Annotated in this window: 26 protein-coding genes and 1 pseudogene; 8 read left to right on the forward strand and 19 right to left on the reverse strand. The window is 61.9% G+C overall.

The features are described from left to right. Positions 1 to 30: 30 nt before the first annotated feature. Positions 31 to 1,050 carry a branched-chain amino acid aminotransferase gene (locus ABIE20_RS16555; protein WP_429505975.1) on the reverse strand — a complete coding sequence of 340 codons (1,020 nt, stop codon included), beginning with the start codon at positions 1,048 to 1,050 and terminating at the stop codon, positions 31 to 33. A gap of 131 nt (positions 1,051 to 1,181) precedes the next feature. Continuing rightward, positions 1,182 to 1,817 carry a LysE family translocator gene (locus ABIE20_RS16560; RefSeq protein WP_429505976.1) on the reverse strand — a complete coding sequence of 212 codons (636 nt, stop codon included), beginning with the start codon at positions 1,815 to 1,817 and terminating at the stop codon, positions 1,182 to 1,184. Between the two features lie 142 nt (positions 1,818 to 1,959). On the opposite strand from ABIE20_RS16560, the gene ABIE20_RS16565 reads away from it, so the two are divergent. Beyond that, complete coding sequence (locus tag ABIE20_RS16565; protein WP_429506055.1) at positions 1,960 to 2,451, forward strand: Lrp/AsnC family transcriptional regulator; 492 nt, start codon at positions 1,960 to 1,962, stop codon at positions 2,449 to 2,451. 194 nt (positions 2,452 to 2,645) lie between these two features. Continuing rightward, positions 2,646 to 3,176, forward strand: a complete 531-nt coding sequence (locus tag ABIE20_RS16570) for a cysteine hydrolase family protein (protein ID WP_429505977.1) — start codon at positions 2,646 to 2,648, stop codon at positions 3,174 to 3,176. On the opposite strand, the gene ABIE20_RS16575 is transcribed toward ABIE20_RS16570, so the two are convergent. From ABIE20_RS16575 to ABIE20_RS16640, 14 genes are all read right to left on the reverse strand, one after another. After that, positions 3,153 to 4,766 (reverse strand): ABC-F family ATP-binding cassette domain-containing protein, encoded by a 1,614-nt coding sequence (locus tag ABIE20_RS16575; RefSeq protein ID WP_429505979.1) that lies wholly within the window; start codon positions 4,764 to 4,766, stop codon positions 3,153 to 3,155. The two genes, ABIE20_RS16570 and ABIE20_RS16575, sit on opposite strands and share 24 nt — an antisense overlap. 411 nt (positions 4,767 to 5,177) lie before the next feature. Then, the gene (locus ABIE20_RS16580; RefSeq protein ID WP_093381016.1) at positions 5,178 to 5,426 is read right to left on the reverse strand and encodes a hypothetical protein; all 249 of its coding nucleotides are present in this window, start codon (positions 5,424 to 5,426) and stop codon (positions 5,178 to 5,180) included. 8 nt (positions 5,427 to 5,434) lie between these two features. Then, positions 5,435 to 5,920: a hypothetical protein gene (locus tag ABIE20_RS16585; protein WP_429505982.1), complete on the reverse strand. Its 486-nt coding sequence runs from the start codon at positions 5,918 to 5,920 to the stop codon at positions 5,435 to 5,437. Between the two features lie 156 nt (positions 5,921 to 6,076). After that, the gene (locus ABIE20_RS16590; RefSeq protein ID WP_195884633.1) at positions 6,077 to 6,319 is read right to left on the reverse strand and encodes a hypothetical protein; all 243 of its coding nucleotides are present in this window, start codon (positions 6,317 to 6,319) and stop codon (positions 6,077 to 6,079) included. A 433-nt stretch (positions 6,320 to 6,752) separates the two neighbouring features. Continuing rightward, complete coding sequence (locus ABIE20_RS16595; RefSeq protein ID WP_429505983.1) at positions 6,753 to 6,998, reverse strand: hypothetical protein; 246 nt, start codon at positions 6,996 to 6,998, stop codon at positions 6,753 to 6,755. 69 nt (positions 6,999 to 7,067) lie between these two features. Continuing rightward, the gene (locus tag ABIE20_RS16600) at positions 7,068 to 7,307 is read right to left on the reverse strand and encodes a hypothetical protein (RefSeq protein WP_429505984.1); all 240 of its coding nucleotides are present in this window, start codon (positions 7,305 to 7,307) and stop codon (positions 7,068 to 7,070) included. Further along, positions 7,304 to 7,795 (reverse strand): hypothetical protein, encoded by a 492-nt coding sequence (locus ABIE20_RS16605; RefSeq protein ID WP_429505986.1) that lies wholly within the window; start codon positions 7,793 to 7,795, stop codon positions 7,304 to 7,306. Before ABIE20_RS16605 ends, ABIE20_RS16600 begins: the two co-directional genes overlap by 4 nt. A 148-nt stretch (positions 7,796 to 7,943) precedes the next feature. Further along, positions 7,944 to 8,186: a hypothetical protein gene (locus ABIE20_RS16610; protein ID WP_429505987.1), complete on the reverse strand. Its 243-nt coding sequence runs from the start codon at positions 8,184 to 8,186 to the stop codon at positions 7,944 to 7,946. A 12-nt stretch (positions 8,187 to 8,198) separates the two neighbouring features. After that, the gene (locus tag ABIE20_RS16615; RefSeq protein WP_123565507.1) at positions 8,199 to 8,678 is read right to left on the reverse strand and encodes a hypothetical protein; all 480 of its coding nucleotides are present in this window, start codon (positions 8,676 to 8,678) and stop codon (positions 8,199 to 8,201) included. 81 nt (positions 8,679 to 8,759) lie between these two features. Beyond that, complete coding sequence (locus tag ABIE20_RS16620; protein ID WP_429505988.1) at positions 8,760 to 9,260, reverse strand: GNAT family N-acetyltransferase; 501 nt, start codon at positions 9,258 to 9,260, stop codon at positions 8,760 to 8,762. Between the two features lie 336 nt (positions 9,261 to 9,596). Beyond that, the gene (locus tag ABIE20_RS16625) at positions 9,597 to 10,985 is read right to left on the reverse strand and encodes a hypothetical protein (protein WP_429505989.1); all 1,389 of its coding nucleotides are present in this window, start codon (positions 10,983 to 10,985) and stop codon (positions 9,597 to 9,599) included. 21 nt (positions 10,986 to 11,006) lie between these two features. Continuing rightward, on the reverse strand, positions 11,007 to 11,864 hold the full coding sequence (gene nadE, locus ABIE20_RS16630; RefSeq protein WP_429505990.1) for an ammonia-dependent NAD(+) synthetase: 858 nt from the start codon (positions 11,862 to 11,864) through the stop codon (positions 11,007 to 11,009). A gap of 11 nt (positions 11,865 to 11,875) precedes the next feature. Continuing rightward, positions 11,876 to 13,081 (reverse strand): nicotinate phosphoribosyltransferase, encoded by a 1,206-nt coding sequence (gene pncB / locus ABIE20_RS16635; RefSeq protein WP_429505992.1) that lies wholly within the window; start codon positions 13,079 to 13,081, stop codon positions 11,876 to 11,878. A 2-nt stretch (positions 13,082 to 13,083) separates the two neighbouring features. After that, a complete protein-coding gene (locus ABIE20_RS16640; protein WP_115086219.1) occupies positions 13,084 to 13,728 on the reverse strand; it encodes an isochorismatase family protein in 645 nt (214 codons plus the stop codon). 99 nt (positions 13,729 to 13,827) lie between these two features. Between ABIE20_RS16640 and ABIE20_RS16645 the strand changes: the two genes are divergently transcribed. From ABIE20_RS16645 to ABIE20_RS16655, 3 genes are read left to right on the forward strand one after another with little or no spacing between them, the layout of a single operon-like run. Beyond that, entirely contained in the window at positions 13,828 to 14,388 is a 561-nt protein-coding gene (locus ABIE20_RS16645; RefSeq protein ID WP_429505993.1) for an adenylyltransferase/cytidyltransferase family protein, read from the forward strand. After that, positions 14,385 to 15,095 carry an NrtR DNA-binding winged helix domain-containing protein gene (locus tag ABIE20_RS16650; RefSeq protein WP_429505995.1) on the forward strand — a complete coding sequence of 237 codons (711 nt, stop codon included), beginning with the start codon at positions 14,385 to 14,387 and terminating at the stop codon, positions 15,093 to 15,095. Before ABIE20_RS16645 ends, ABIE20_RS16650 begins: the two co-directional genes overlap by 4 nt. Before the next feature lie 25 nt (positions 15,096 to 15,120). After that, positions 15,121 to 15,588, forward strand: a complete 468-nt coding sequence (locus ABIE20_RS16655; RefSeq protein WP_429505996.1) for a GNAT family N-acetyltransferase — start codon at positions 15,121 to 15,123, stop codon at positions 15,586 to 15,588. A 781-nt stretch (positions 15,589 to 16,369) separates the two neighbouring features. Here ABIE20_RS16655 and ABIE20_RS16660 read toward each other — a convergent pair. Together ABIE20_RS16660 and ABIE20_RS16665 are read right to left on the reverse strand one after the other, a co-directional pair. After that, positions 16,370 to 17,011, reverse strand: coding sequence for a LysE family translocator (locus ABIE20_RS16660; RefSeq protein WP_429505997.1), 642 nt, complete (start codon positions 17,009 to 17,011; stop codon positions 16,370 to 16,372). Positions 17,012 to 17,054: 43 nt separating this feature from the next. Next, positions 17,055 to 17,927 (reverse strand): LysR substrate-binding domain-containing protein, encoded by an 873-nt coding sequence (locus ABIE20_RS16665; RefSeq protein WP_429505999.1) that lies wholly within the window; start codon positions 17,925 to 17,927, stop codon positions 17,055 to 17,057. A gap of 132 nt (positions 17,928 to 18,059) precedes the next feature. On the opposite strand from ABIE20_RS16665, the gene ABIE20_RS16670 reads away from it, so the two are divergent. Next, positions 18,060 to 19,361 (forward strand): NAD(P)/FAD-dependent oxidoreductase, encoded by a 1,302-nt coding sequence (locus ABIE20_RS16670; protein ID WP_429506001.1) that lies wholly within the window; start codon positions 18,060 to 18,062, stop codon positions 19,359 to 19,361. A gap of 47 nt (positions 19,362 to 19,408) precedes the next feature. Further along, a complete protein-coding gene (locus tag ABIE20_RS16675; protein WP_429506002.1) occupies positions 19,409 to 20,497 on the forward strand; it encodes a polyamine ABC transporter substrate-binding protein in 1,089 nt (362 codons plus the stop codon). 15 nt (positions 20,498 to 20,512) lie between these two features. Here ABIE20_RS16675 and ABIE20_RS16680 read toward each other — a convergent pair. Next, positions 20,513 to 20,611: pseudogene (locus ABIE20_RS16680) on the reverse strand (hypothetical protein); the annotation flags it as partial. Positions 20,612 to 20,724: 113 nt separating this feature from the next. On the opposite strand from ABIE20_RS16680, the gene ABIE20_RS16685 reads away from it, so the two are divergent. Further along, a complete protein-coding gene (locus tag ABIE20_RS16685; RefSeq protein ID WP_429506003.1) occupies positions 20,725 to 22,074 on the forward strand; it encodes a vWA domain-containing protein in 1,350 nt (449 codons plus the stop codon). Positions 22,075 to 22,120 lie beyond the last annotated feature (46 nt).

The raw sequence follows: 22,120 nt of genomic DNA on the forward strand, positions 1-22,120 counted from the left end.
ATGGGCCGCAACGCGGCCCCCTGTTGCAGGTCAGGCGACTTTTACAACCCAGCCCGCCGGGCCTTCGATGTCGCCGCTCTGGATGCCGGTCAGCTCGCTGTAGAGCTTCTGGGTGACCGGGCCAACCTCGGTTTCGCTGTAGAACACATGCAGCTTGTCGCCGTACTGGATGCCGCCGATCGGGGTGATCACCGCGGCGGTACCGCAGGCGCCAGCCTCGACGAAGCGGTCCAGGTTGTTGATCAGCACGTCGCCTTCGATGACCTTCAGGCCCAGGCGCGATTGCGCCAGTTCCATCAGCGACAGGCGGGTGATGCCCGGCAGCACGGACGCGGATTTCGGCGTGATGAACTCGTTGTTGGCGGTGATGCCGAAGAAGTTGGCCGAGCCGACTTCCTCGATCTTGGTGTGGGTCAGCGGGTCAAGGTAGATGCAGTCGGCAAAGCCGGCTTGCTTGGCCTTGTAGCCCGGCTGCAGGCTGGCTGCGTAGTTGCCGCCCACCTTGGCAGCGCCGGTGCCTTGTGGCGCGGCGCGGTCGTAGTCGGAAATCAGGAACTTGTGCGGGGTCATGCCGCCCTTGAAGTACGAGCCGACCGGGATGGCGAAGATCGAGAAGATGAACTCCGGCGCGGTCCGCACGCCGATGTTGTCGCCCACGCCGATGACGAACGGACGCAGGTACAGCGCACCCTTGCCGTACGGCGGAATGAAACGCTCGTTGGCCTTGACCACCTGCTTGCAGGCGTCGATGAACTGTTCGGTGGACACCTGCGGCATCAGCAGGCGGTCGCAACTGCGCTGCATGCGCAGGGCGTTCTGGTCCGGGCGGAACAGGTTGATCGAGCCGTCCTTGCAGCGGTAGGCCTTCATCCCCTCGAAGCATTGCTGGCCATAATGCAGCGCGGTCGAGCCTTCGCTGATGTGCAGCTGGTTGTCTTCGGTCAGGGTGCCCTTGTCCCACTCGCCGTTACGGAAATAGGACAGGTAGCGCTTGTCGGTCTTGATGTAGTCGAAGCCCAGCTTGTCCCAGTTAATGCTTTCGTTACTCATGGCACCCTCGATTCGGTTGCAGATGCCTGCTCAGGCAGGCGGTTCTTATTGCGCACTCGGCCACGATAATACATCCCGTGCAGATCGGGAACGCCCAGTCATAGATTGGACCTTGGTCGCAGTGAAAATCTTCAGCCACCGAGCTGGCGCAGCAGTGCCAGACGCATGCCGAAGCCGATCAGCAGGGTGCCGAACACCCGGTTCTGCAGTTTCTGCTTCCAGGGGCTGGCGGCAAGCCAGCGCCCCAGGCGATCGCCGCTCAGGGCATAGAGAGCATCAAAGCCCAGGCCGACCACCACCAGCACCGTGCCGAGCACGGCAAACTGCTGGCCGACCGCAGCGCCGTGCGGGTCGATGAACTGCGGCAACAGCACCGAGCAGAACAGCAGCGCCTTGGGGTTGAGCAGGTTGGTCAGCAGGCCCTGGCGCAATGCCGCCTGCCAGCGCCCGCGCTGCTGCACCCCGGTGTGACGCGGCGGCAGCGGTGCGACCGGAGCGCAGAGCAATTGCCAGCCGAGCCAGGCCAGGTAAATACCGCCGGCAATGCTCAGCAGGTCAAACGCCCAGGGGTGACTGCGCAGCAGGGCGGCCAAGCCCAGCGCCGCCAGGGTTACGTGCGCCGCGCGGGCGAAGGCCAGGCCCAGAGCGGTCACCAGGGCCTGGCGCCGGCCCTGGCTGGCGCCGGTATTGAGCAGCAGGAACATGTCCGGGCCGGGTACCAGGTAGACCACCAGCAAGGCGGCGCAAAACAGGCTGTATTGAGACATGACGGGCTCCTGCGCAAGTAACGGGACGAGAAAATTCTAAGCGCGAAAGGCCTGGCAGGTGCTTGCGATTATTGCGTCTTTGCCGGGGTGTATTGCTATAAACTGCCACGATCTACCGTACAGAATTAAGATCATGCTAAAAATCACCCTCGACGCTTTTGATCGCAAGATTCTCGATGCCCTGCAGCGCAATGCCCGCCTGAGCAATGTCGAGCTGGCCGAAGCCATTGGCCTGTCGCCCTCGCCGTGCCTGCGCCGGGTGCGGCTGCTGGAAGAGGCGGGGCTGATCAAGGGCTACGCCGCGCAACTGGACCGCGATGAAGTCGGCCTGGGCCTGACGGTGTTCGTCGGGGTCAAGGTCGAGCGCCACCACGAGCCGGCCGCCCAGGCCTTTCAGCAAGCGGTGCTGGCGCTGCCGCAGGTAATTGCCGCGCACCTGGTGTCCGGCGAGTCGGACTTCCTCCTGCAAGTGGTGGTGCCGGACCTGCGCAGCTACGAGCGCTTTCTCATCGACACCTTGCTCAAATTGCCCGGCGTCAGTGATATCCGCAGCAACTTCGCCATCCAGACCGTCAAGCCGCACGGCCCGTTGCCGCTGGATCACCTGAGCGTGGCCGAGGAAAACAAGCGTTGACCGCTGTCTGGCCCGGGCGCATTATCGAGCTATGAAGATTTGCCTGCTGACCTCGTCGCGTACCACTACCACCGCTATACGCGGGGCGGGTACGGCTGCTTAACCTTAGGCAGCAGGTAATCCAAGGCCCCGCCAGCAATGGACGGGGCCTTGTCTTTTCTCCGTCCGGGCTGGCCAATCACGGAGAGATGAAGATGCAAGCAAAACGCGCACTGCTGGTCCTGGATATGCAGGTGGGTTTGTTCCATGGCCCCGAACAGCCCTGGCAGGGTGAGCAGGTGCTCAACCGGATCAACAGCCTGATTGGCGCTGCGCATAACGCCCAGGCACCGGTTTTTGCGGTTCGCCACACCGGGCCCGAAGGTTCGCCGATTGCCGCCGGCAGCCCCGCGTGGCAGTTGTTGCCGGCCCTGGCGATCGACCCCGCACGTGACACTGTCTTCGATAAAACCCGCCCCAGTGCTTTCTTTGCCACCACGCTGGCCGATCAACTGCGCGAAGCCGGTATCGATGAACTGATCATCGTCGGCCTCAAGACCCAGTACTGCGTCGACACCAACTGCCGGGTTGCCCGCGAGCTTGGCTTCAACGTCGTACTGGTCAGCGATGCCCACACCTGCATGGACACCCCTGGCTTGCCCGCCGAGGCGATCATCGCCCACCACAACCTGACCCTGGGCGGCGCCTTTGCCCGCCTGCAATCAAGCGCGGATGTGCAGTTCTGAGCCTTCGCCCAGTTGCAGGTAGCCGTCCAGCGCCAGTTGCTGCATGAACACCCGGTCGTGGGACGCTACCAGCAAGGTCCCGCGATACTGGCGCAGCATTGCTTCCAGGGCGGCGAGGGAGGGCAGGTCGAGGTGGTTGCTCGGCTCGTCGAGTAACAGCAGGCCCACCGGGGTGTCGCGGTACAGCACCCCGGCCAGGGTTGCCTTGAGCCGCTCGCCGCCGCTGAGCACGCCGCTGGGCAAGTTGATGCGCTCAGCACCCAGGCCCAGCTGCGCCAGGCGCGTGCGCAGGAGGCTCTCATTGGCATTGGCATTGGCACTGGCGCTGCGCAGGTACTCGAGCACCGATTGCCCGGCGGGCAGCAGGCTGCAGTGCTGGTCGAGCAAGGCGACTTCGCTGCGTACTTCAAACGTCCCTGCGGCCGGCGCCCGTTGCCCGGCCAGTACCTTGAGCAAGGTGGATTTACCGCTGCCATTGGCCCCGATCAGGCCCAGGCGTTCACCGCTGTACAGGCTTAGATTGACAAGCCCTTGATGGGCGAAGGGCAATTGCAGGTCTTGAAGTACGACTACCTGACTGCCGCTCGGTTGTCGCGGCGCGGGCGCATGGATCACGATCGGGCAGGCAGTTTCAACCTGCTGCGCCGCATCGCGCACCTGCGTATTCAGGGCCAGGCGCGCCGCCTGATGATCACGCTGCTGCTTGCCGGCAGTGGTTTCGCTGCGTTGCTGCTGGCGGTCGAGAAGGATCTTCGCCTGGTTGGCCGAACGCGCGGCCTTGCTGGCGCGAGACTGCTGGCGCTGCAGGCGCTCGCGCTGTTGCTGCAGCTCGCGGGCCTGGCGTTGGCGTTCGAGCTTGAGGCGGTCCAGGGTGCGTTCGGCCTGCTCGGCCTGCGCGCTTTTGCACTGGGCGTAGAAGCTGTAATTACCGCCGTAGCTGCTCAGGCCCAGGGGCGACAGCTCGACAATGCGTTCCATGCGCTCAAGCAGCTCGCGATCATGACTGATCACCAGCACGCCCTTGTTCCAGCCCTCGAGCAGGGTCATCAGCGCCTCACGGCTGGTGGCGTCCAGATGGTTGCTGGGTTCGTCGAGAATGAGGTAATCGGCATCACTGACAAAAGCCCCGAGCAGCGCCACGCGCATGGCCTGACCGCCGCTCAGGGTCTTTGCGCGGTGCGCCCAGCTCAGCTGTGCCAGGCCGTGCTGATCAAGCTGCGCCTGCAGGCGTTCGCGAATGTCCCAGCGCTCGCCGACGCAATCGAAGTCCGCAGTTTGGGTGCTGCCGGCCTCGATGCGCAGCAGGGCATCGATCACCTCGCGCACCTGGGCCAGGTCCGCCACCGTGGCACCGGCATCGGCCAGATGCTGACCCACATAGTGCACCCGGCCACGACGCAGGCAGCGGCCTTCGCTGGGCGGCAAGCGCCCGGCCAAAACGTGCGCCAGCAACGACTTGCCCACGCCATTGCGCCCGACCAGGCCAGTACGGCGCTGGTCGAAGGTCTCGACAAGATCGGAAAACAACAACCTGCCATCCGGCAAGGCGAGGGTGACGCTGTCCAGCGTCAGGATCGACGTATTCGTCATGCATAACTCCATGAAATGCCCGCGACGTCCCCGTAAAGGGGCTGAAGACTGGCCGTCGCAAAGACGGCGGCATTAATGGCGCATTGGACGAATACCTCGGGGAGATGGGTGAGGGGACAGCTTAGGGCGCAGAGCGTTGCGGGTAAAGAGCCATTCAGTCCAGGTGGTCAAACCTGCGACGCCTGAAGAATAAACTGGAGCCGGAACCTGATATGAGCAATGACACAAGCCAGATGTCCAGTCCGTACCAGTACGTGTCAGGGAATGCGAACATGCCATAGATACCGGCTCCCCAAAGCGAAATCCCCAGCCACTTTCTGATCGGGTAGGGTTTCAGGCAGTGGTCCACCACGGACATCAGGATCATTGCGAAGCACATTTGTGTAATTGCAGACATGGCGTATGCCCTGCTCAGGCCCAGCGTTCGGGATTGAATCGGTGGCGCCTGAAGAACAACTCCAGCCCACCGACAACGGCAAAGAGTGAAACGAGGTGCAAGTCAAAGCCAAGCCAATGGCTTTCGGTCAGCGTTAACCTGCCCAGCAAGCCGCCACCCAGGAACGTAAGACCGAGCCATTTTCGTGGCCTGTAGGGCTTGATCAGACGGTCTATCAGGATGAAAAACGCCAGGACAAGGAAGAATTGATTGGACTCTGACATGGTATTTTTCAGCCTCGACTTTCAATGATCATTGAGGAGGCTGAACGTTGGGGGCCAATGCCGCCACTCACCGAAGCTTGGAGGCTGACGATGACATCTCCAGCATGGTAGGTGGGTAAGCGGCCGCTTATGAAGTCGCCTGATTCAGAGTTGGTGGCTTTTCCAAACAATGGATTGCTCAGCCAAGTGGTTAAGCCGCCAAAACCTGAGGCTAAAGTAGTTATCACTGTGTGGCGCTGGTCGTTCAACCTATCCGCTTGCTGACGGCTCAACGCTCGAGAAACAGCGACTTTCATCTCACAAGCACGCTTGCCGGCCTGCATTCTGTCGTAGAGCGCCACGAGCATTGTGTTGACCTGGTAGTGCGCCCCCTTTGCTTCGCTGATATGCAACTCGCGCAGCCGTGCGCGATCATCCGGCATGACCACAATTTGCGAGACATGGAAAACGATGCCGAAGTTGCCGGCGTACTCATAGGTTTTTTCGATCTGCACAACAACCTTCCCTGTGTAATACAGACGCGCCAGGCGCACCTCATCGACGTGCAGGGAAAGATGCCCAAATCAACTTCGGGCGTATGTCGTACTACTCCGACATCAAGGTAGGACCGATCCCAAATTAGCGGATGACGGTCTGTCGAAGAGGCTCGTTCATTCGTCCGGTTGAAATTTGCGGCGTCCCTTAACCAGAGTCATGCCCGCGAACAATACGAATAAAGGGAACAGTTTCAGATTCAACTCATGCCAATAAAGGCCACCCGGCACAAATTGCAACGTAACGGCGGCTGTCATCAGTGCCAGGCCCAGCCATTTGCGGAGTAAATAGGGTTTCAGGCAATGATCCATAAATGCAATCAGGATCAGTGCGTAGCACAGCTGGGTAACGTCAGACATGGGCAGCACTCAAGCGTCCTCCTCGAATCGGTTGCGCCTGAAGAGCAACTCCAAGCTAGCAATCATGCCGACGCCAAACAATACGACGCCACAACGTATTCTTAGCCGATAAGGCCAGACGAGGAAATACAGGAGGTAAAACACAACCAGAAGGATGGTGTATTGAAGATACTCACTCATTCGTCAGGTTGAAACTTGCGGCGTCCGATGATTAGCGTCGTGCCTGCGCAGAATACGAGCAAAGGCACTAGGAACAGATCCCTAGTCTCCCAATAGGTGCCACCTGGTTTAAACAGTAAAGTGATGCCGGCAGCGCACAGGGAAAGTCCTAGCCATTTACGAATTAAATAGGGTTTCAGGCAGTGATCCAGAAATGCGATTAGGGTCAGCGTGTAACATAGTTGCGTAACTTCAGACATGATGTGTGCTCCGCTCAGGCTTCTTCTTCGTGGCGATTGCGCCTGAAGAACATCTCAAGTCCTCCGACAATTGCAAAAAGCGACACCAGATACAGGTCGAAACCGCCCCAGTAACTTTTTTCGCTCAGCGTGACTCTACCCAGCAGGCCGCCCAGCAAGAATGTCAAGCTTAGCCATTTTCGTAATTTTGAGGGCTTGAGCAGGCGCTCAATCAGTGCAAAGAATACGAAGGCGATAAAAAATTGACCGAATTCCGTCATGTGTTATCAGCCTTGATTCTTGATGGTCACTGAGGAAGTTGTTCGTTGGGTCCGATGAGGTCAATTAAGTCAACCCTGTTCGAGATACTTGCGTCGCGTCATGAAGAGCGCGCCGCCGGCTCCTGATATGCAGATGGCGATTAATTCGATATCCAATGAACCTGCCCGGGTAGGGAGCAGGTAGCTGGCAATCGTGCCGCCGAAAAACAGTACGATGCCACAGCGCTTTCGTAGACGATAAGGTTTGACTAAGAAGTACAGCAGGTAAAATAGAGTCAAGAGGATTGTGTACTGAAGATACTCATTCATGGGGCCAGACCTGCGGTCGGTATGATTATCGAGTCAGTTGAAAATTGTGGGCCGATGCCCCCGTCGACACGAGCCTCAATGCTTATGATCAGGTCCCCTGTGTGATAGGTACGTAATGAGCCGCTTACAAAAAAACGGGTCAAGATTGCCACCGGAATGGTGAAAGCGGGTCCGGCAAGCATTGCAATCCTGCTGGCGCTGGAACTAGAAGCGTTGGAAATTTGGTGACGTTGTTCGTTAAGGATATCGCCCTGCACGCGAGTCAGTGGTCTTGAAATTCTAATGGTCATGGTGCAGGCGCGACTACGTGCTTGCATCCTGTCATAAATCGCGACTGTTCTTTGAATAACTTCATAGTTTCCGTTTTTCGCTTCGGGAAAGTGAAGTTCTCGCAGCTGTCCGCGATCACCCTCCGTAACAACGAACTTGGAAACATGGAAAACTATTCCGTGAGGACCGGCGTACTCATAAATTTTTTCGATCTGCACAACAACCTTCCCTGTGTAATACAGACGCGCAAGGCGCAACTCATCGACGTGCAGGGAAAGATGCCCAAATCAATTTCGGGCGTATGTCGTATTGCTCCGGCATGAAGGTAGGACCGATCCCAAATTAGCGATCAGCCCTTACAAAACCTCAGCCAACCTGCTCAAACCGACGGCGTTTGAGGAACAGACCTACACCCAGGGCGACGGCGAAGATCGACAGCAGCCCCAGGTCCGCCCCCGGCAGGCGGGTCTGGCTTGCTGCTACGCAGCCGACCGCGCCCGCCGCCACCAGCGCCACCCCCAGCCACTTGCGCAGCGGGTAGGGCTTGAGAAAGCGATCGAGCAAAAAGAACAGCACCAGGGCCAGGACCAACTGGGTAATCTCGGACATGTGCGGCTCCACTCAGGTCTTGATGATCAGGGTCGAGATGGTGCTTTGCGGGCCGATGCCGCCGTTGACCCGCGCTTCAATGCTGACCAGCACGTCGCCGGCATGGTAGGTGGGCAGGATTTCGTTGGCGTACATGCGCACGCCGGCACCCACCGGGACGCCGACATAGGGCGAGGCGACGGAACTGGCGGCACCGGCGAAGGCCGAGGCGGCGAGGTTGGCGATCTTGGTGCGCTGGGCGTTGAGCACGTCACCCTGCTGGCGGGTCAACGGCTTGGAGATGCCGATCATCATGGTGCACGGCAGGTTCTTGGCGAGCATCTTGTCGTAGACCTCGACCACCTTGCTGTTCACTTCATAGTGAGCGCTTTTCGCTTCGCCAAAATGCAGCTCGCGCAGGCGCCCGCGTTCGCTGTCGGTGAGGGTGATCTGCGAGACGTTGAAGACGATCCCGTGTTGGCCCATGTATTGGAAAGTCCCTTCGAACTTCATTGCACGCATCCTTTCGAGGCAAAGGCGGCGATTTTGTACAAGGATCGCCGGCGGTGCAAATCATTCCGTCGTGGGTTGTGATCAACTCGTGGCTTCGAATGCCGAGTGATAGCTGACCTGCGCCTGCGGCCACTGGCCGCTGTAGCTCAGGACCTGGAAATACTCGGGTGGCACGCCGGGTAATTGCAACTGCGGATGCGCCATGAAACCAAAGCGTGCGTAGTAGCCTGGATCGCCCAGCACCACGCAACCGTTGGCGCCCAATCCTCGCAGGGCCTGCAGCGCCGCGTGCATCAACTGGCTGCCGATACCCTGGCCGTGGCGCTCAGGCGTCACCGAGAGCGGGCCCAGGCCATACCAGTCGGTGCTGGCGTCAGACAGGCTGACCGGTGACAAGGCCACATGGCCGATGATGTGCCCGGCCTCTTCAGCCACCAGCGACACCGACAATTGCCCGGCGCGGCGCAGGGCGTTGACGATGAAATGTTCGGTGTGGCTTGAGTGGGGTACCTGCTCGAAGGCGGCAGCGGTCAGTTGTTCGATGGCCAGGGCGTCGGCCGGGGTTTCGGGGCGCAGGATCATCGCGTTCTCGGGGGGTGGGTGAGTACTGGCAGCCAGGCGACGGGGGCTTCGTCGATCAGTGCGCGGCATGCGCTTGCTTGATGCGGTGCAGCAGACGCCAGCGACGCAGGGCGATGCCGAGCTGAGTGGGTTGTAGCGGGTATCGTGCATGGGCGAAGTTTGCCAGCCAAAGCGTAGGGGCTGCAAATCGGGGGGGTAGCCTGCCTGACTGAGTCGCCTGGTTTGCGACCGCTTCGCGGTCGATCGCTGGCAAGCCAGCTCCCACAGGGAAGGGTGCATGCCGATCCAATGTGTGCCGGCCTTGCCGGCGATGGGCCGCGTCAGCGGCCCCGGGGTTTACTTCACCGTCTGCAGGCGCAGATCGCTGTAGTAGAACGCGTTCTTGTCGGTACTGGCATTGAAGAAATAGCCGTAGTCTTCCAGGTAGAACAGGTGATTCACGCGTTTGTGCTCGTCACCCCGCACGCTGCAGTCGAGTGCCTTGGCATTACCGCTCAAGCTGGCGTTGAGGGTGCTGGCTGGCAGATGCTGTTGCACCGTGCATTCGGTGATCTTCAGGTCTTTGTCGTACTGGCCAATCACGCTGTTGTTGGTTACACCTTGCTGTGAATAGCTGAGCTTGCTGCCCACCGCCATGGCCTTCCAGTCACCCTTGAAGCTCAGGCTGGTCAGCGCGCTGCTTTCGCTCATGCCGGTAAAGTCGCTCTTGCTCACCAGCGGAATCAATCCACGCCAGGTGACCTTTTGCGCCTCATAGCCTTTGCCACGCAGGATCACCACCTGCTGCTGGCTGTTGGCATCGACAGAAAGGAAATGCTCTTCGCGCATGGGCGACGTCTTGCCTTTCATGGTCGATGTGCCGACGGTTTCCAGGTAGGTAAGCGGCTGCACCGGCTTGGGCAGTTGCAGGCGTTGCAGGGCGACCATCACCGACGGGCTGACCGGCGGCATCACCCCAGTGACGATAGGCGCCTTGAAACGCGGGCTGAACGACGCCAGTTGCGCGAGTTTGTCCGGCGTTGCGCAGGCCAGGTCGAACAGCGCCTGGTAATCGGCGTTGCTGCCGGCCACAGGTGCGGGCTTGGGCAGTGACGGGACTATGCCGTCGGTAACCCGGTTGTTGGCATCGACATCGTAGCCGGCCAACAGGGTGTAGGTGCCGGCGCTACAGTTGAAGCGGTGATGCTCGCGCTTTTGCGCGTAGGGCGCGTTGTACGGCAGGTCGAGGAGAACGCTCGGCTGGTCGAAGGCGGCCCAGAGGCTGACGTCGGCGCCGACCCTGGCGATGCTGTTTCGATCGACCAGCACCCATGGCTCGCCCTCTTCACCTTTAAGCTTGCGCCAGTCGGGCTTTGCTTGAGCCTTGCAGGCCTGGGCGAAGCTTGAGTTGTTCAGCAGGACGGCATGGTAGCGCGCCGGCATCGGCTGCGGTGGGGCGTAGCCGCTGGTGCTCTTGAAGTACGCTCGCTGGTCGGCATCCAGGTACATGATCGCCACGTTCGGCTCCACGCACGCAGCTTCGAGCTGGAAGCTGCGATCACTCAAACCGTTGTTGGCCGGTACCTTGATCTGGAAACTCAGCACATCGGCTTCACGAAATAGGCTATCGGTCGACAGCGGCTGGGCGAGCATGTTGCCGATGTACTGGTCGAGGCTGTCTTTGGAGGGGGTCGCGCAGCCAGTGAGGGTCGCAGCTGCCAGCGTGGTGATGATCAGACGTTGCACAACAAACTCCGGTGAGTCCATTCAGGATGGCGGCATTGTAGCGAATCGTGCCGCGGGTGCCTTGGGCAATTCGCGTTTGTGGCGGGTCTTGTCGTAGGCGTTGATGATGGTTTTGGCCACGGCGTCATCGACGTTTTCGCCCTGCAAAAAGGCATCGATCTGTGCGTAGCTGACGCCGTAGACCTGCTCGTCGGCCAGGCCCGGGCGCAGCTCTTCGAGGTCGGCGGTCGGCACCTTGTGTACCAGGTGCTCAGGCGCACCCAGGGCGGCGGCAATGGCCCGCACCTGGCCTTTGCACAGTCCGCTAAGCGGCGCCAGGTCGCAGGCGCCGTCGCCGAACTTGGTAAAGAAGCCCATTACCGCTTCGGCGGCATGGTCGGTGCCGATCACCAGGCCATTGCGGGCATTGGCCAGGGTGTACTGGGCCAGCATGCGCAGGCGCGCCTTGACGTTGCCGAGGACGAAATCCCGTTGCCCGTCACCAAACTCGGCCAGTTGCGGCAACTGCCCGGCCAGGCCCTGGAGGCCATCGGCAATGTTCACCGTCACGCACTCATCGGCACCGACAAAGGCCAGTGCCGCCTGGGCATCGGGCTCGTCATGCTGGGTGTTGTGCGGCAGGCGCATGGCGATGAAGCGGTAGCCCTCGTCGGCCTGTTCACTGCGCAATTGCTCGACCGCCAACTGCGCCAGGCGCCCGGCGGTAGATGAGTCGACGCCGCCGCTGATGCCCAGCACCAGCACCTTCAGGCGCGCGTCGAGCAGGGTCTGCTTGATGAACTCGATGCGCTGGCGGATCTCATCCGCTACTGCAGCGCCCTCTGCGAAGGGCGCCACCACGCCCAGGGCCTTGGCAATCTCGATCTGACGACTGTTCATGTGCTGCTCCTTCACTGGCCTTCGACTTTGAACACGTGCTTGAGGTAGCTGACGAAGTTTTCGTCGCGGCATTGGGTCTTGCCCGGGCTGTCGGAGATCTTCGCCACCGGCGCGCCGTTGCAGGCGGTCATCTTGATCACGATGTTCATCGGCTCAACGCCGGGAATGTCGCAGGTCAGGTTGGTGCCGATGCCGAAGCTGACGTTGATCCGTGGGCTGAGCTCGCGGTACAGGTGCAGGGTCTTGGCGAAATTCAGGCCATCGGAAAACACCAGGGTTTTGCTCTTCGGATCGATGCCGAGTTTTTCGTAGTGGGCGATGGCCTTGTTGGCCCAGAGCAGCGGGTCGCCGGAGTCGTGGCGCAGGCCGTCGAACAGCTTGGCGAAGTACAGGTCGCAGTCCTTGAGGAAGGCGTCCATGCCGATGCAGTCGGTCAGGGCGATACCCAGCAGGCCGCGGTATTCCTTGACCCAGCATTCCAGCGCGGCAACCTGGCTGTCGATCAGCCGCGGGCCCAGTTGCTGGTGGGCCATGAACCATTCGTGGGCCATGGTGCCGATTGGCTTGATGTCCAGTTCGCGGGCCAGGTGCACATTGCTGGTGCCGACGAAGCGCCCCGGGAAGTCCTGCTTGAGGGTGTGTACCACGTGCTCCTGAACCCGGTAGGAGAAGCGCCGGCGGGTGCCGAAATCAGCCAGTTGCAGGCCGGCCAGTTCCGCAGGCGACGCTTGGGCCTTGAGCCAGTCGAGTTTTTCGTACAGGCGCTCACCCACTTGTTCCATCACCACTTCACGGTAGCGGTAGCGGTTACGCACTTCGGAGACGATCGCCAGCAGCGGGATCTCGTAGAGGATCACGTGCAGCCAGGGCCCGCGCAGGCGGATCGCCAGTTGCCCGGCATCATCGACGCCAACGTGCACGTAGCGCAGGTTGAAGCGGAACAGGCTGAGGAAGCGGATGAAGTCCGGCTTGATGAAAGGGATACGCCCCAGGTAAGCCAGCTGGTCCTGAGTGATCGAGACCTCGGCCAGCTGCTCGATCTGGTAGCGGATCTCGGCCAGGTACGGGGTCAGGTCTTCGCTGTTGCGGCAGCGGAACTCCCATTCCACCTCGGCGTTGGGGTAGTTGTGCAGCACCGCCTGCATCATGGTGATCTTGTAGAAGTCGGTGTCCAGCAGGTTCTGGATGATGCTTGGGCCGAAGACGCTCTCGCTCATGTTCATGCTCCCTTGAATGCGTTCAGTTGCTGGTCGAGGCTGGCGAGGTCGGCGCAGGCGATGATGCCCTGGCCGGTCATCTCGGCCATGGCCGCTGCGGCGCCCTGGGCGGAAATCGCCCGGCATGCCGGTTGGTAGAGAAACACCTGCAAGCCTGCGGCCTGCAGTTGCAGGGCGGTGTTCTTGACGCAGAAATCCAGGGCCAGGCCGCCGACGATCACGGCTTTGACCTCTTGCACCTTGAGGTACTCGATAACCCCGGTGGAGCGGCGGCTGGCCAGGTCGTGGTAGCAGGCGCCGTAGGGGTGCAGGTCGGGTTCGATGCCTTTCCAGACGAAGAAGTCGTAGTCGATCGGCGCGGGCAGGCCGGCCAGCAGCTCGAAGCCCGGCGTGCCCGGTACGCAGTGGCTGACCCAGGTCAGGTCGGCGTTGGCCATGTCCAGTGGCTGCAGCATTTCGGCGTGGCTGCCCACTACCCAGGCGGCTTTCGGCGTGTGCGCATCCTTGCTGCCGATGCGCAGGCTGGCGCGCTTGGCCATGGCGTTGAGTGCCGGGGCGATCTCGGCGCCGCCGGGTACTGGCAACTCGGAGGGGGCGTTGTCGGTGAAGCCGTTTTGGGCGTCGACATCGAAGCTGGCAATTTTCATGTGATGGCTCCTGCGCTGGGTGTGGACACATAATTCACTAGGTGTAATATGTATGTCAACCGCTTTTTCTTTTTCAGAAGCAACCATGGTGGATATAGTATGCATAGTGAAATATATGAGTCGGGCCCGGTGCGGTTTCGTCTGGCCGTGTACGGCGGTGCTTTCGACCCACCGCACCCCGGCCACCTGAGCGTGATCACCCGGGCGCTGCAGTGGGCCGAGCAGGTGGTCGTGGTGCCCAGTTACCGGCATGCCCATGGCAAGCGCATGGTCGACTTCGATCTGCGCTGCCGGTGGGTACAGCGGCTGGTCGCGGGCCTGGTAAACCTGCGGGTCAGTTGCTCGGCCATAGAGCGCGAGCTGGGCGGCGAGGGCGGGGCGGTGTACAGCTATGACCTGCTGTGCGCGTTGAGCGAGCGCAGCGGTATAGCCCGCGCCGATATCGCCCTGGTCATCGGCGAGGACAACCAGGCCAATGTGGCTGGTTTCTACCGCGGCCAGGAGCTGCTGGACGACTTCGGCCTGCTGGTGGCCGAAGAGCAACTGGGCGTGCACAGCTCGGCGATTCGCGCCGGCCTGCGCAGTGGTCAGGCGCTGCCGGCGGCCTGGTGCCTGGCCGACATCGTTGACGAGTTTGAGGTGTATAGGAGTCCACAGTGAGTGCTGCAGAAGTACTGGCCAGCGTCGACATCGTCGCGCTGCGCCTGAACCCCGAGAGCAAGCAGCTGCAAGTGCTGCTGTACCGGCGCGAGCGCGTGCCCCACGAAGGTGAATGGGCGCTGCCGGGGGTGATCGTCAACGGCCGCACCCCGGACAACACCCTGGCGGCCGCGGCTGACCGGGCGATGAGCGAAAAAGCGCGGATCTTGCCGCGTCATCTGGAGCAAGTGGGCACCGAAGGCAACGCCTTTCGCGACCCGCGCGGCTGGTCGATGAGCACTTATTACCTGGCCTTGCTCGGCCCGCAGGTCGAGGCCGGCAGCGAACAGCTGTGCTTTGTCGACGTCGCCAGCGTCATCGGCCGCAAGCGGGTGCTGCCGTTCGACCATAACCTGCTGGTGCAACTGGCCTGCGAGCGCCTGGCCTCCAAGGCGGTCTATACCAACCTGCCGCTGTACCTGGCGCCGGAGCGCTTCACTGTGCTCGATGCCCTGAACGCGGTGCAGGCCTGTTTGGGTCACCCGGTCAATAACACCTCCCTGCGCAAACGCCTGGAGCGCATGAAGGACGAGGGCTGGATTCGTGATACCGGCGAAAAGAACTTCCCGAAAATGGGCCGGCCCCAGCAACTGTTCGAACACACGCCAAAAGCCGAGACGCCGTTCGTGTTTGACCGTAGTCTGTTGCCCGAGCGCTCGGGCGTCTGAGCCAATACACAAAAAAGGACATCGCATGCCAAACCTGGAATGGCTTGAACAGCACATGCAGCACTGCGACACCTTCGCTGAACGGCTGTACCGGCAGTTCAGCTACGAATACGCCGGTATCTCGCTCCAGGAATGGCAGCGCGAGTTTGCCGAGGGCCAGCGCAACGGCGACTGGCAATGCCTTGTCGCCCTTGATCAAGGCCGCTTGCTCGGTGGCGCCGCGCTGGCCCGCGATGACCTGCCCGGGCGCCCGGAGCTTGGGCCTTGGCTGGCGTGTGTGCTGGTCGAGCCGCAAGCGCGCGGGCAGGGGCTGGCGGAAAAGCTGATTGAAGGGATCTGTCAGCAAGCCCGGGAGCGCGGCGTGGCCACCCTGTACCTGCACACCCATGACCAGAGCGCATACTACGCCAAACGCGGCTGGAGCGTGCGCGAGCGGTTCGAAGCGTGGGGCAAGGCGCAGTGGCTGATGTCGCGGGAGCTGTTTGGTCAGTAGGCCCTTGGGGTTGCTGTGCAACCCATCGCTGGCAAGGCCAGCTCCCACAGGATGGTGCATGCAGTCCAGGTCTGGTGCATGCAGATCCATTGTGGGAGCCGGCCTTGCCGGCGATGAGGCCGGTGCAGCCAGCACATCGGGTGGCGCCTGAATTACGAGCGCTTCGCGCTCGATCGCGGGCAAGTCTGCTCCCACAGGTCCGGCGCATGCAGATCCATTGTGGAAGCCGGCCTTGCCGGCGATGAGGCCGGTGCAGCCAGCACATCGGGTGGTGGCTGGATTACGAGCGCTGCGCACTCGATCGCTGGCAAGGCCAGCTCCTACAGGTCCGGTGTATGCAGTCCAAATTGTGGGAGCCGGCCTTGCCGGCGATGAGGCCGGTACAGCCAGCACATTGGGTGGTGTCTGGATTACGAGCGCTTCGCGCTCGATCGCTGGCAAGGCCAGCTCCTACAGGTCCGGTGTATGCAGTCCATATTGTGGGAGCCGGCCTTGCCGGCGATGAGGCCGGTACAGCCAGCACATCGGGTGGTGGCTGGATTGCGAGCGCTGCGCACTCGATCGCTGGCAAGGCCAGCTCCTACAGGTCCGGTGTATGCAGTCCATATTGTGGGAGCCGGCCTTGCCGGCGATGAGGCCAGTGCAGTCAGCATAAGAGGTGTTGACTGGATTACGACCGCTGCGCGCTCGATCGCCGGCTCAGTCAACACATCAATTGCGACCGCTACGCGATCGATCGCTGGCAAGGCCAGCTCCCACAAGATTTACACCGCTCTCTGAATCAAGCCCCCTGACGGCGCATGGTCAGAATCGCCGCGCCAAAGCAGATAAACGTCGAGCCCACCACCCGGCTCACCCAGCGTGAGAACGCCGGTCGGGTCAGCACGCCCTTGGCCCGCGAGGCGAGGGCGGCGTACAGGCTCAGCGAGGTCAGCGACAAGGCCATGAAGATCGCCGTGAGGATCAGGAACTGCGGCAGCAGCGCGGCGCTCTGGTCGATGAACTGCGGGAACAGCGCGGTGAAGAACATCGTCGCCTTGGGGTTGGTGGCAGCGGTGAGGAACGCCGATTTGTACAGCTTCAAGCGCGATGGCTTGACCTGTCCCTGGCCTGCGGCAACGTCGCTCGCCAGCATCGGGCTCTTTTTCATCAGCTGTTTGGCACCAAGGTAGAACAGGTAGCCGGCGCCGAGGATCTTCACCGCGTTGAACAGCCATTCGGAACTGGCCAGCAGGGCACCGAGACCGAGCATGGCCGCCGCCGACAGGCAGAACAGCCCGCTGGCATTGCCCAGCGAAGACCACACTGCCAAACGCGGCCCATAGGCCAGGCTATTGTTGATCGCCATCAGGGTGGCGGGGCCAGGGCTGGCGATGGCAATGGCGGCAACCAGGGTGAAGGCAAGCAGTGCGTGAAGATCCATATTCAGGCTCTAGAGGGTGGAGTAGGCACAGAATGTAACAGGATCAGCCACCGCTCTGCTCGGCAAACCACTGCATCACCAGCGCACATGCCGGATGCCCGGCCCCTGCAGACTGCAGGCACAGCGAATAGACCCCGCCGGTTTTCAGCGGCTGCCCGAACGGCACGACCAGCACGCCGCGGTCAATCGATTCGGCCGCCAGGGTCAGGTCGGTCATCGCCACTCCCAAGCCACGCGCGGCCGCGTCCAGGGCCAACTCATCCAGGTTGAACGGCAGGTGCCGGTAGTCCTCCAGCGCCTTGCCACCTCGCGCCGCCAGCCACTGGCTCCAGGTCTGCTTGTCGGTGGAGCCATGCAGCAGGGCGAAGTGCACCAGGTCGGCTTCCGAGTCCAGGCCCAATCCAGGCGTGCACACCGGCACCAGGGTTTCCTCGAACAGCGTCGAGCAGGCCGTATCACTGGAGGGCGCGGGCAGGTAGAGGATGTACGCATCACTGTCGCTGCCCGGCTCCACCAGCTCTGTAGCCACGGTCTCGATCGACAGCGAGATGTCCGGGTGCAGGCGGTAGAACTCGTTGAGCCGCGGCAGCAACCAGCGCACCGCCAGCGACACGTGCATGCGGATGCGGAATGGGCGCTGTTGCGGCGACAGGCGTTGTTCGAGGGTTTGCAACTGCTCGAGAATGCTCCGCGCACTGGTCAGTACCTGCTCGCCCTCGGCGGTGAGCTGCAGGCTGCGGCTGCTGCGCACGAACATGGCCACGCCAAAGTGGCTCTCCAGCAGCTGGATCTTGCGGCTCACCGCGCTCTGGGTCAGGCACAGGGTGTGCGCGGCCTGGGTGAAGCTGCCGGCATCGGCGACTTCGACCAGCGCCTGCAGGGCTTGTAGCGAAGGCAGGTGGCGAGCTTTATCCATGCGTTTTACGAATGCCCCGATGAATTTATAACGTTGGTTGAATCGACAAAGACCTTTTAGATTCTGGTCATGGCAACCGCCACCAGCATAAAACGTCCATGCGCTGTGTGCATACAGGTCGAGAGGTGATGCATGAAAAACCAATGTGGCTGGATTGCCCTGGCGGGCAGTTCAGCGGTACGGGCACGCCTGAGCGGCGCACAAAAAGCCGACTGGCTGGTGATCGGCGCCGGCATCACCGGGCTCAGTGCCGCCCATGCCCTGGCCGACATGCATCCGCAGGCGCGGATTGTCGTGGTCGATCGCCAGAGCGCTGCGCAAGGCGCATCGGCACGCAATTCCGGCTTTGTCGTCGCCCATGAGCACCCGGCTGATGGCGAGCTGCTGGGGCATGCGGGCTTTGCCGACTACGAAATCGATACGGTGATCGGCCAGGCCGCCAGCCACGAAGTGCGCCAGCGTATCGCACGCCATCACATCGACTGCGAGTTTCGTGATGAGGGCTACTTTTTTGCGGTCAACGACCCGGACAAGCTCAGCCAGGTCGAAGCCAAGCTTGCGACCCTGCGTGCCGTGGGCGCCGAGGCGCAGTTTCTGCAAGGCGCGGCGCTCAAGCACAGGCTTGGCAGCAATCATTACCAGGCAGCGATATGGTGCGGCAACGGCAATGCCTTGCTGCAACCGGCCAAGTACGTGAAAGGCTTGCTCGATGCGTTGCCAGCCAGGGTCACGCTGTATGAACACACCGATATCAACAGCCTGGAGCGCCTCGGCCAGGGCCGGGTTCGCGCCAACACTGCCGATGGCAGTATCGAAGCCAGGCAGGTGCTGGTGTGCCTGAACGCTTTTATCCCGCGTGCCGGTATCGACGACAGTGGCACCTTTGCCATGGAGCTCAGCGCCAGCCTCACCCGGCCAATGACTGACGCCGAGTTCAGCGCCATTGGCAATGTCGAGCCCTGGGGCGTGCTCTCGACGCGGCCGCTGGGTGCCACGGTACGCCTGACCCCGGACCGCCGGGTGATGATCCGCAACACCGCCGAATACCGTGCGCGCGACCTTGGCCCGAGTGAATTGGCGCAGCGCCAGCAACACCACTTGCGCGGGTTGCAGCGGCGCTTTCCGTGGTTTAGCGCACAAGACATCCAGTTCACCTGGACCGGCCACCTCAGCGCCTCGCGCTCCGGCCAGCCGTATTTCGCCCGGGTCGAGGAGGGCGTGTTCGCCGTGGCCGGCTGCAATGGCTCGGGTGTCGCCCGCGGCACCCTGTGGGGGCGCTTGCTGGCAGAACTTGCCAGCGGCCAAAGCTCGCCGCTGCTGACCTCGGTCATGGCCCGCGCACAACCCGGCTGGCTGCCGCCCAAGCCGCTGCTCGACATCGGTGCGATGCTGCGTATGCGCGTGGAAGCGCTGCGAGCCAGGACCGAAATCTGACCCCACCTAGCCCAACAAAAACAAAGCTCCCCTGAAGGTGATTGATCATGTCATGCAAAACCCTGTCCCTGGTTGCCTTGCTCGCCACCTGTGCCACTGCCGCTCAGGCGGTGGAGGAAGTGAACATCTCCAACTGGAACGGCTATATCGCCGACGACACCTTGCCCAGTTTCACCAAGGCGACCGGCATCAAGGCCACCTACGACATCCATGACAGCAACGAGGTGCTCGAGTCCAAGCTGATGACCGGCAACACCGGTTATGACGTGGTCAGCCCCTCCAACCACTTCATGTCGCGGCTGATCAAGGCCGGGGCGATCCAGCCCCTGGACCGCAGCCAGTTGCCCAACTGGCAGAACCTCGACCCGGTGCTGATGAAAAAGCTCGAGGTCAACGACCCGGGCAACCAGTACGGTTTCCCTTATATGTGGGGCACCGCCGGCATTGGCTACAACGTCGAGAAGATCAAGGCGATCTTCGGCAGCACCGACGTCACCCGTTCATGGAAGCTGTTCTTTGACGAAGAGAACATCAAAAAGCTCAGCCAGTGCGGCGTAGCGATCATCGACAACCCGACGCAGATCCTGCCGATCACCCTCAACTACCTGGGCCTGCCGCACCATAGCCACCAGCCTGCGCACTACAAGCAGGCCGAGCAGGCGCTGCTGAAGATCCGCCCTTATGTGCAGTACTTTCATGCCTCCAAGTACATCAGTGACCTGGCCAACGGCAACATCTGCGCGGTGATCGGCTTCAACGGTGACGTGGTCCAGGCCGCGGCCAGCGCCAGGGAAGCCAACAATGGCATCGAGATCGCCTATTCGATCCCGGAGGAGGGCTCGACCCTGTGGATGGACATGCTGGTCATCCCCAAGAGCGCGCCCCATGAGAAAAACGCCTACGCCTACCTCAACTACCTGCTCGACCCGCAGGTGATCGCCAACGTCAGCAACAGCATCCACTACGCCAACCCCAACAGCGCGGCGGACGCGTTCCTGGCGCCGGCGGTCAAAGACGATGCGGCGATCTACCCACCCAAGCGCGTGATGGAAAAGCTCTTCACCGTCGAAGAACTGCCGCCGGCCATCGCCCGCCTGAGTACGCGGCTGTGGACCAGGCTCAAGTCCAACACCTGAGCCCTTGAGGCGCTGTCAAACCCTGGCAGGCGCCTGCAGCGAGGCCATGTCGATGACGAAGCGGTAGCGCACATCGGAGCGCTCCATACGCTCGAAGGCCTCGTTGATCTGCTTCATGCGGACAAACCTTAGGCGACCAATGGTGGCGTTATGTCACCGACGCTGTTTGACAGGGTATTGACCACGGCTATGATCCACAAACAGCCCATGAGCAGGGAGCACAGGGCATGAGCACCGTTTCAGTAGTGCCGATAATCGATATATCGGAAAGCATGAGCCAGTATGGGCACGTCGAGCAGGCGCTGATCGATACCCAGGCGTTCCTGCGCCTGCACAAGGCCGGCGACAAGCTCGCCGTGGTCGCCTGTGACCACAAGGCGCGCACGGTATTCACCGGCAATGGCGGCCTGGCCACGGTCGACCCGCTGCTCAATATCACCGCCAGCGCCGCCACCGCCGTCGCCGGGCTGGCCTTTGACGGGCTGTCCAGTGCCATCGGCCTGGGCCTGCAGCACAGTCGCAGCTTTCTCGATGCCTCGCGGTTGTCACGCGCCTGCGTGCTGCTCAGCGACGGCCAGCACAATGACGGGCCTTCACCGCTGGAGGTGCTGCCGATCTATCCGGTGATGGCCTGTGCCCTCGGCCCGCAAGCTGACCAGCAGCTGCTCCAGCAGATTGCCCAGCGCACCGGTGGCCGTTATTACTATGCGCCGCGAGCCGTGGACCTGATGAAGGTCTACAACCAAGTCCGCGCCAGCAGCGCCAATGCGGCGCTATTGAGCAACCAGCTTACCGACATCGCCCAGCACGGCTACCAATTGTTTCCCGTGCTTATCGGCCAGCGTCCGGGGGCGGCGCAGTTGTCGCTGGTGTGGTCGCGCCGTGAGGTGAGCTATACCCGTGGCAGCCCGCGGGGCAATCAGTTGGCGGTGACCCTGGTCGATCCTGACGGCGCCGTGAGCATGCTGGCGCCAAGCATCATCGGCGCCGGTTTTGTCATCTTCAATATTCCCGACCCGGCACCGGGGCAGTGGTACCTGCAGGTCGAGTTCGCCGGCAGCGGGCAATCGATCAGTTGCACGGCCGGGGCGTTGCAGCACAGGGCAACGGTGCGCAGCGGCCTGGCCGACATCCGCCTGAGCGTCGAAATGGCCGCGCGGCACAGGGCTGGCCAGCCGCTGCCGCTGACGGTGCACCTTGAGGCCGGTGGCGAGCTGCTCAGCAATGTCCGCGCCCATGCCATCGTCCAGGGGCCGACCATCAGCCTGGCTGACGCCCTGGTCAAGTACGACGACCAGCTCTACACCGTGCAGGCGTTGCCGTTCGACCGCGCCCGGGGCATCGCCGAGCCCCTGGCGCGGCTGGCCGCGCTGCGCCATAGACTGTTGCCGGAACTGGACATCCTTGCGCACCAGCAGCGCGTGGTGCATCTGGGGGCGGGCGCCGATCAGCTCGGTACCTGGCTCGATACCCCGGTGCCGGGCTCTTACAGCGTGCAAGTGGTGGTCAGCGGCGAAAGCCAGTCCTCGGGGCCGTTTCAGCGCTGTGAGCTGGTGAGTGTGCTGGTGACGGATTAATTTGTTGCGCCTGTCGTTCGTTCTCTAGAAAGCCACCGTACGCCAC

It is taken from the genome of Pseudomonas sp. 2835 (assembly GCF_050435905.1).
GTDB lineage: Bacteria > Pseudomonadota > Gammaproteobacteria > Pseudomonadales > Pseudomonadaceae > Aquipseudomonas.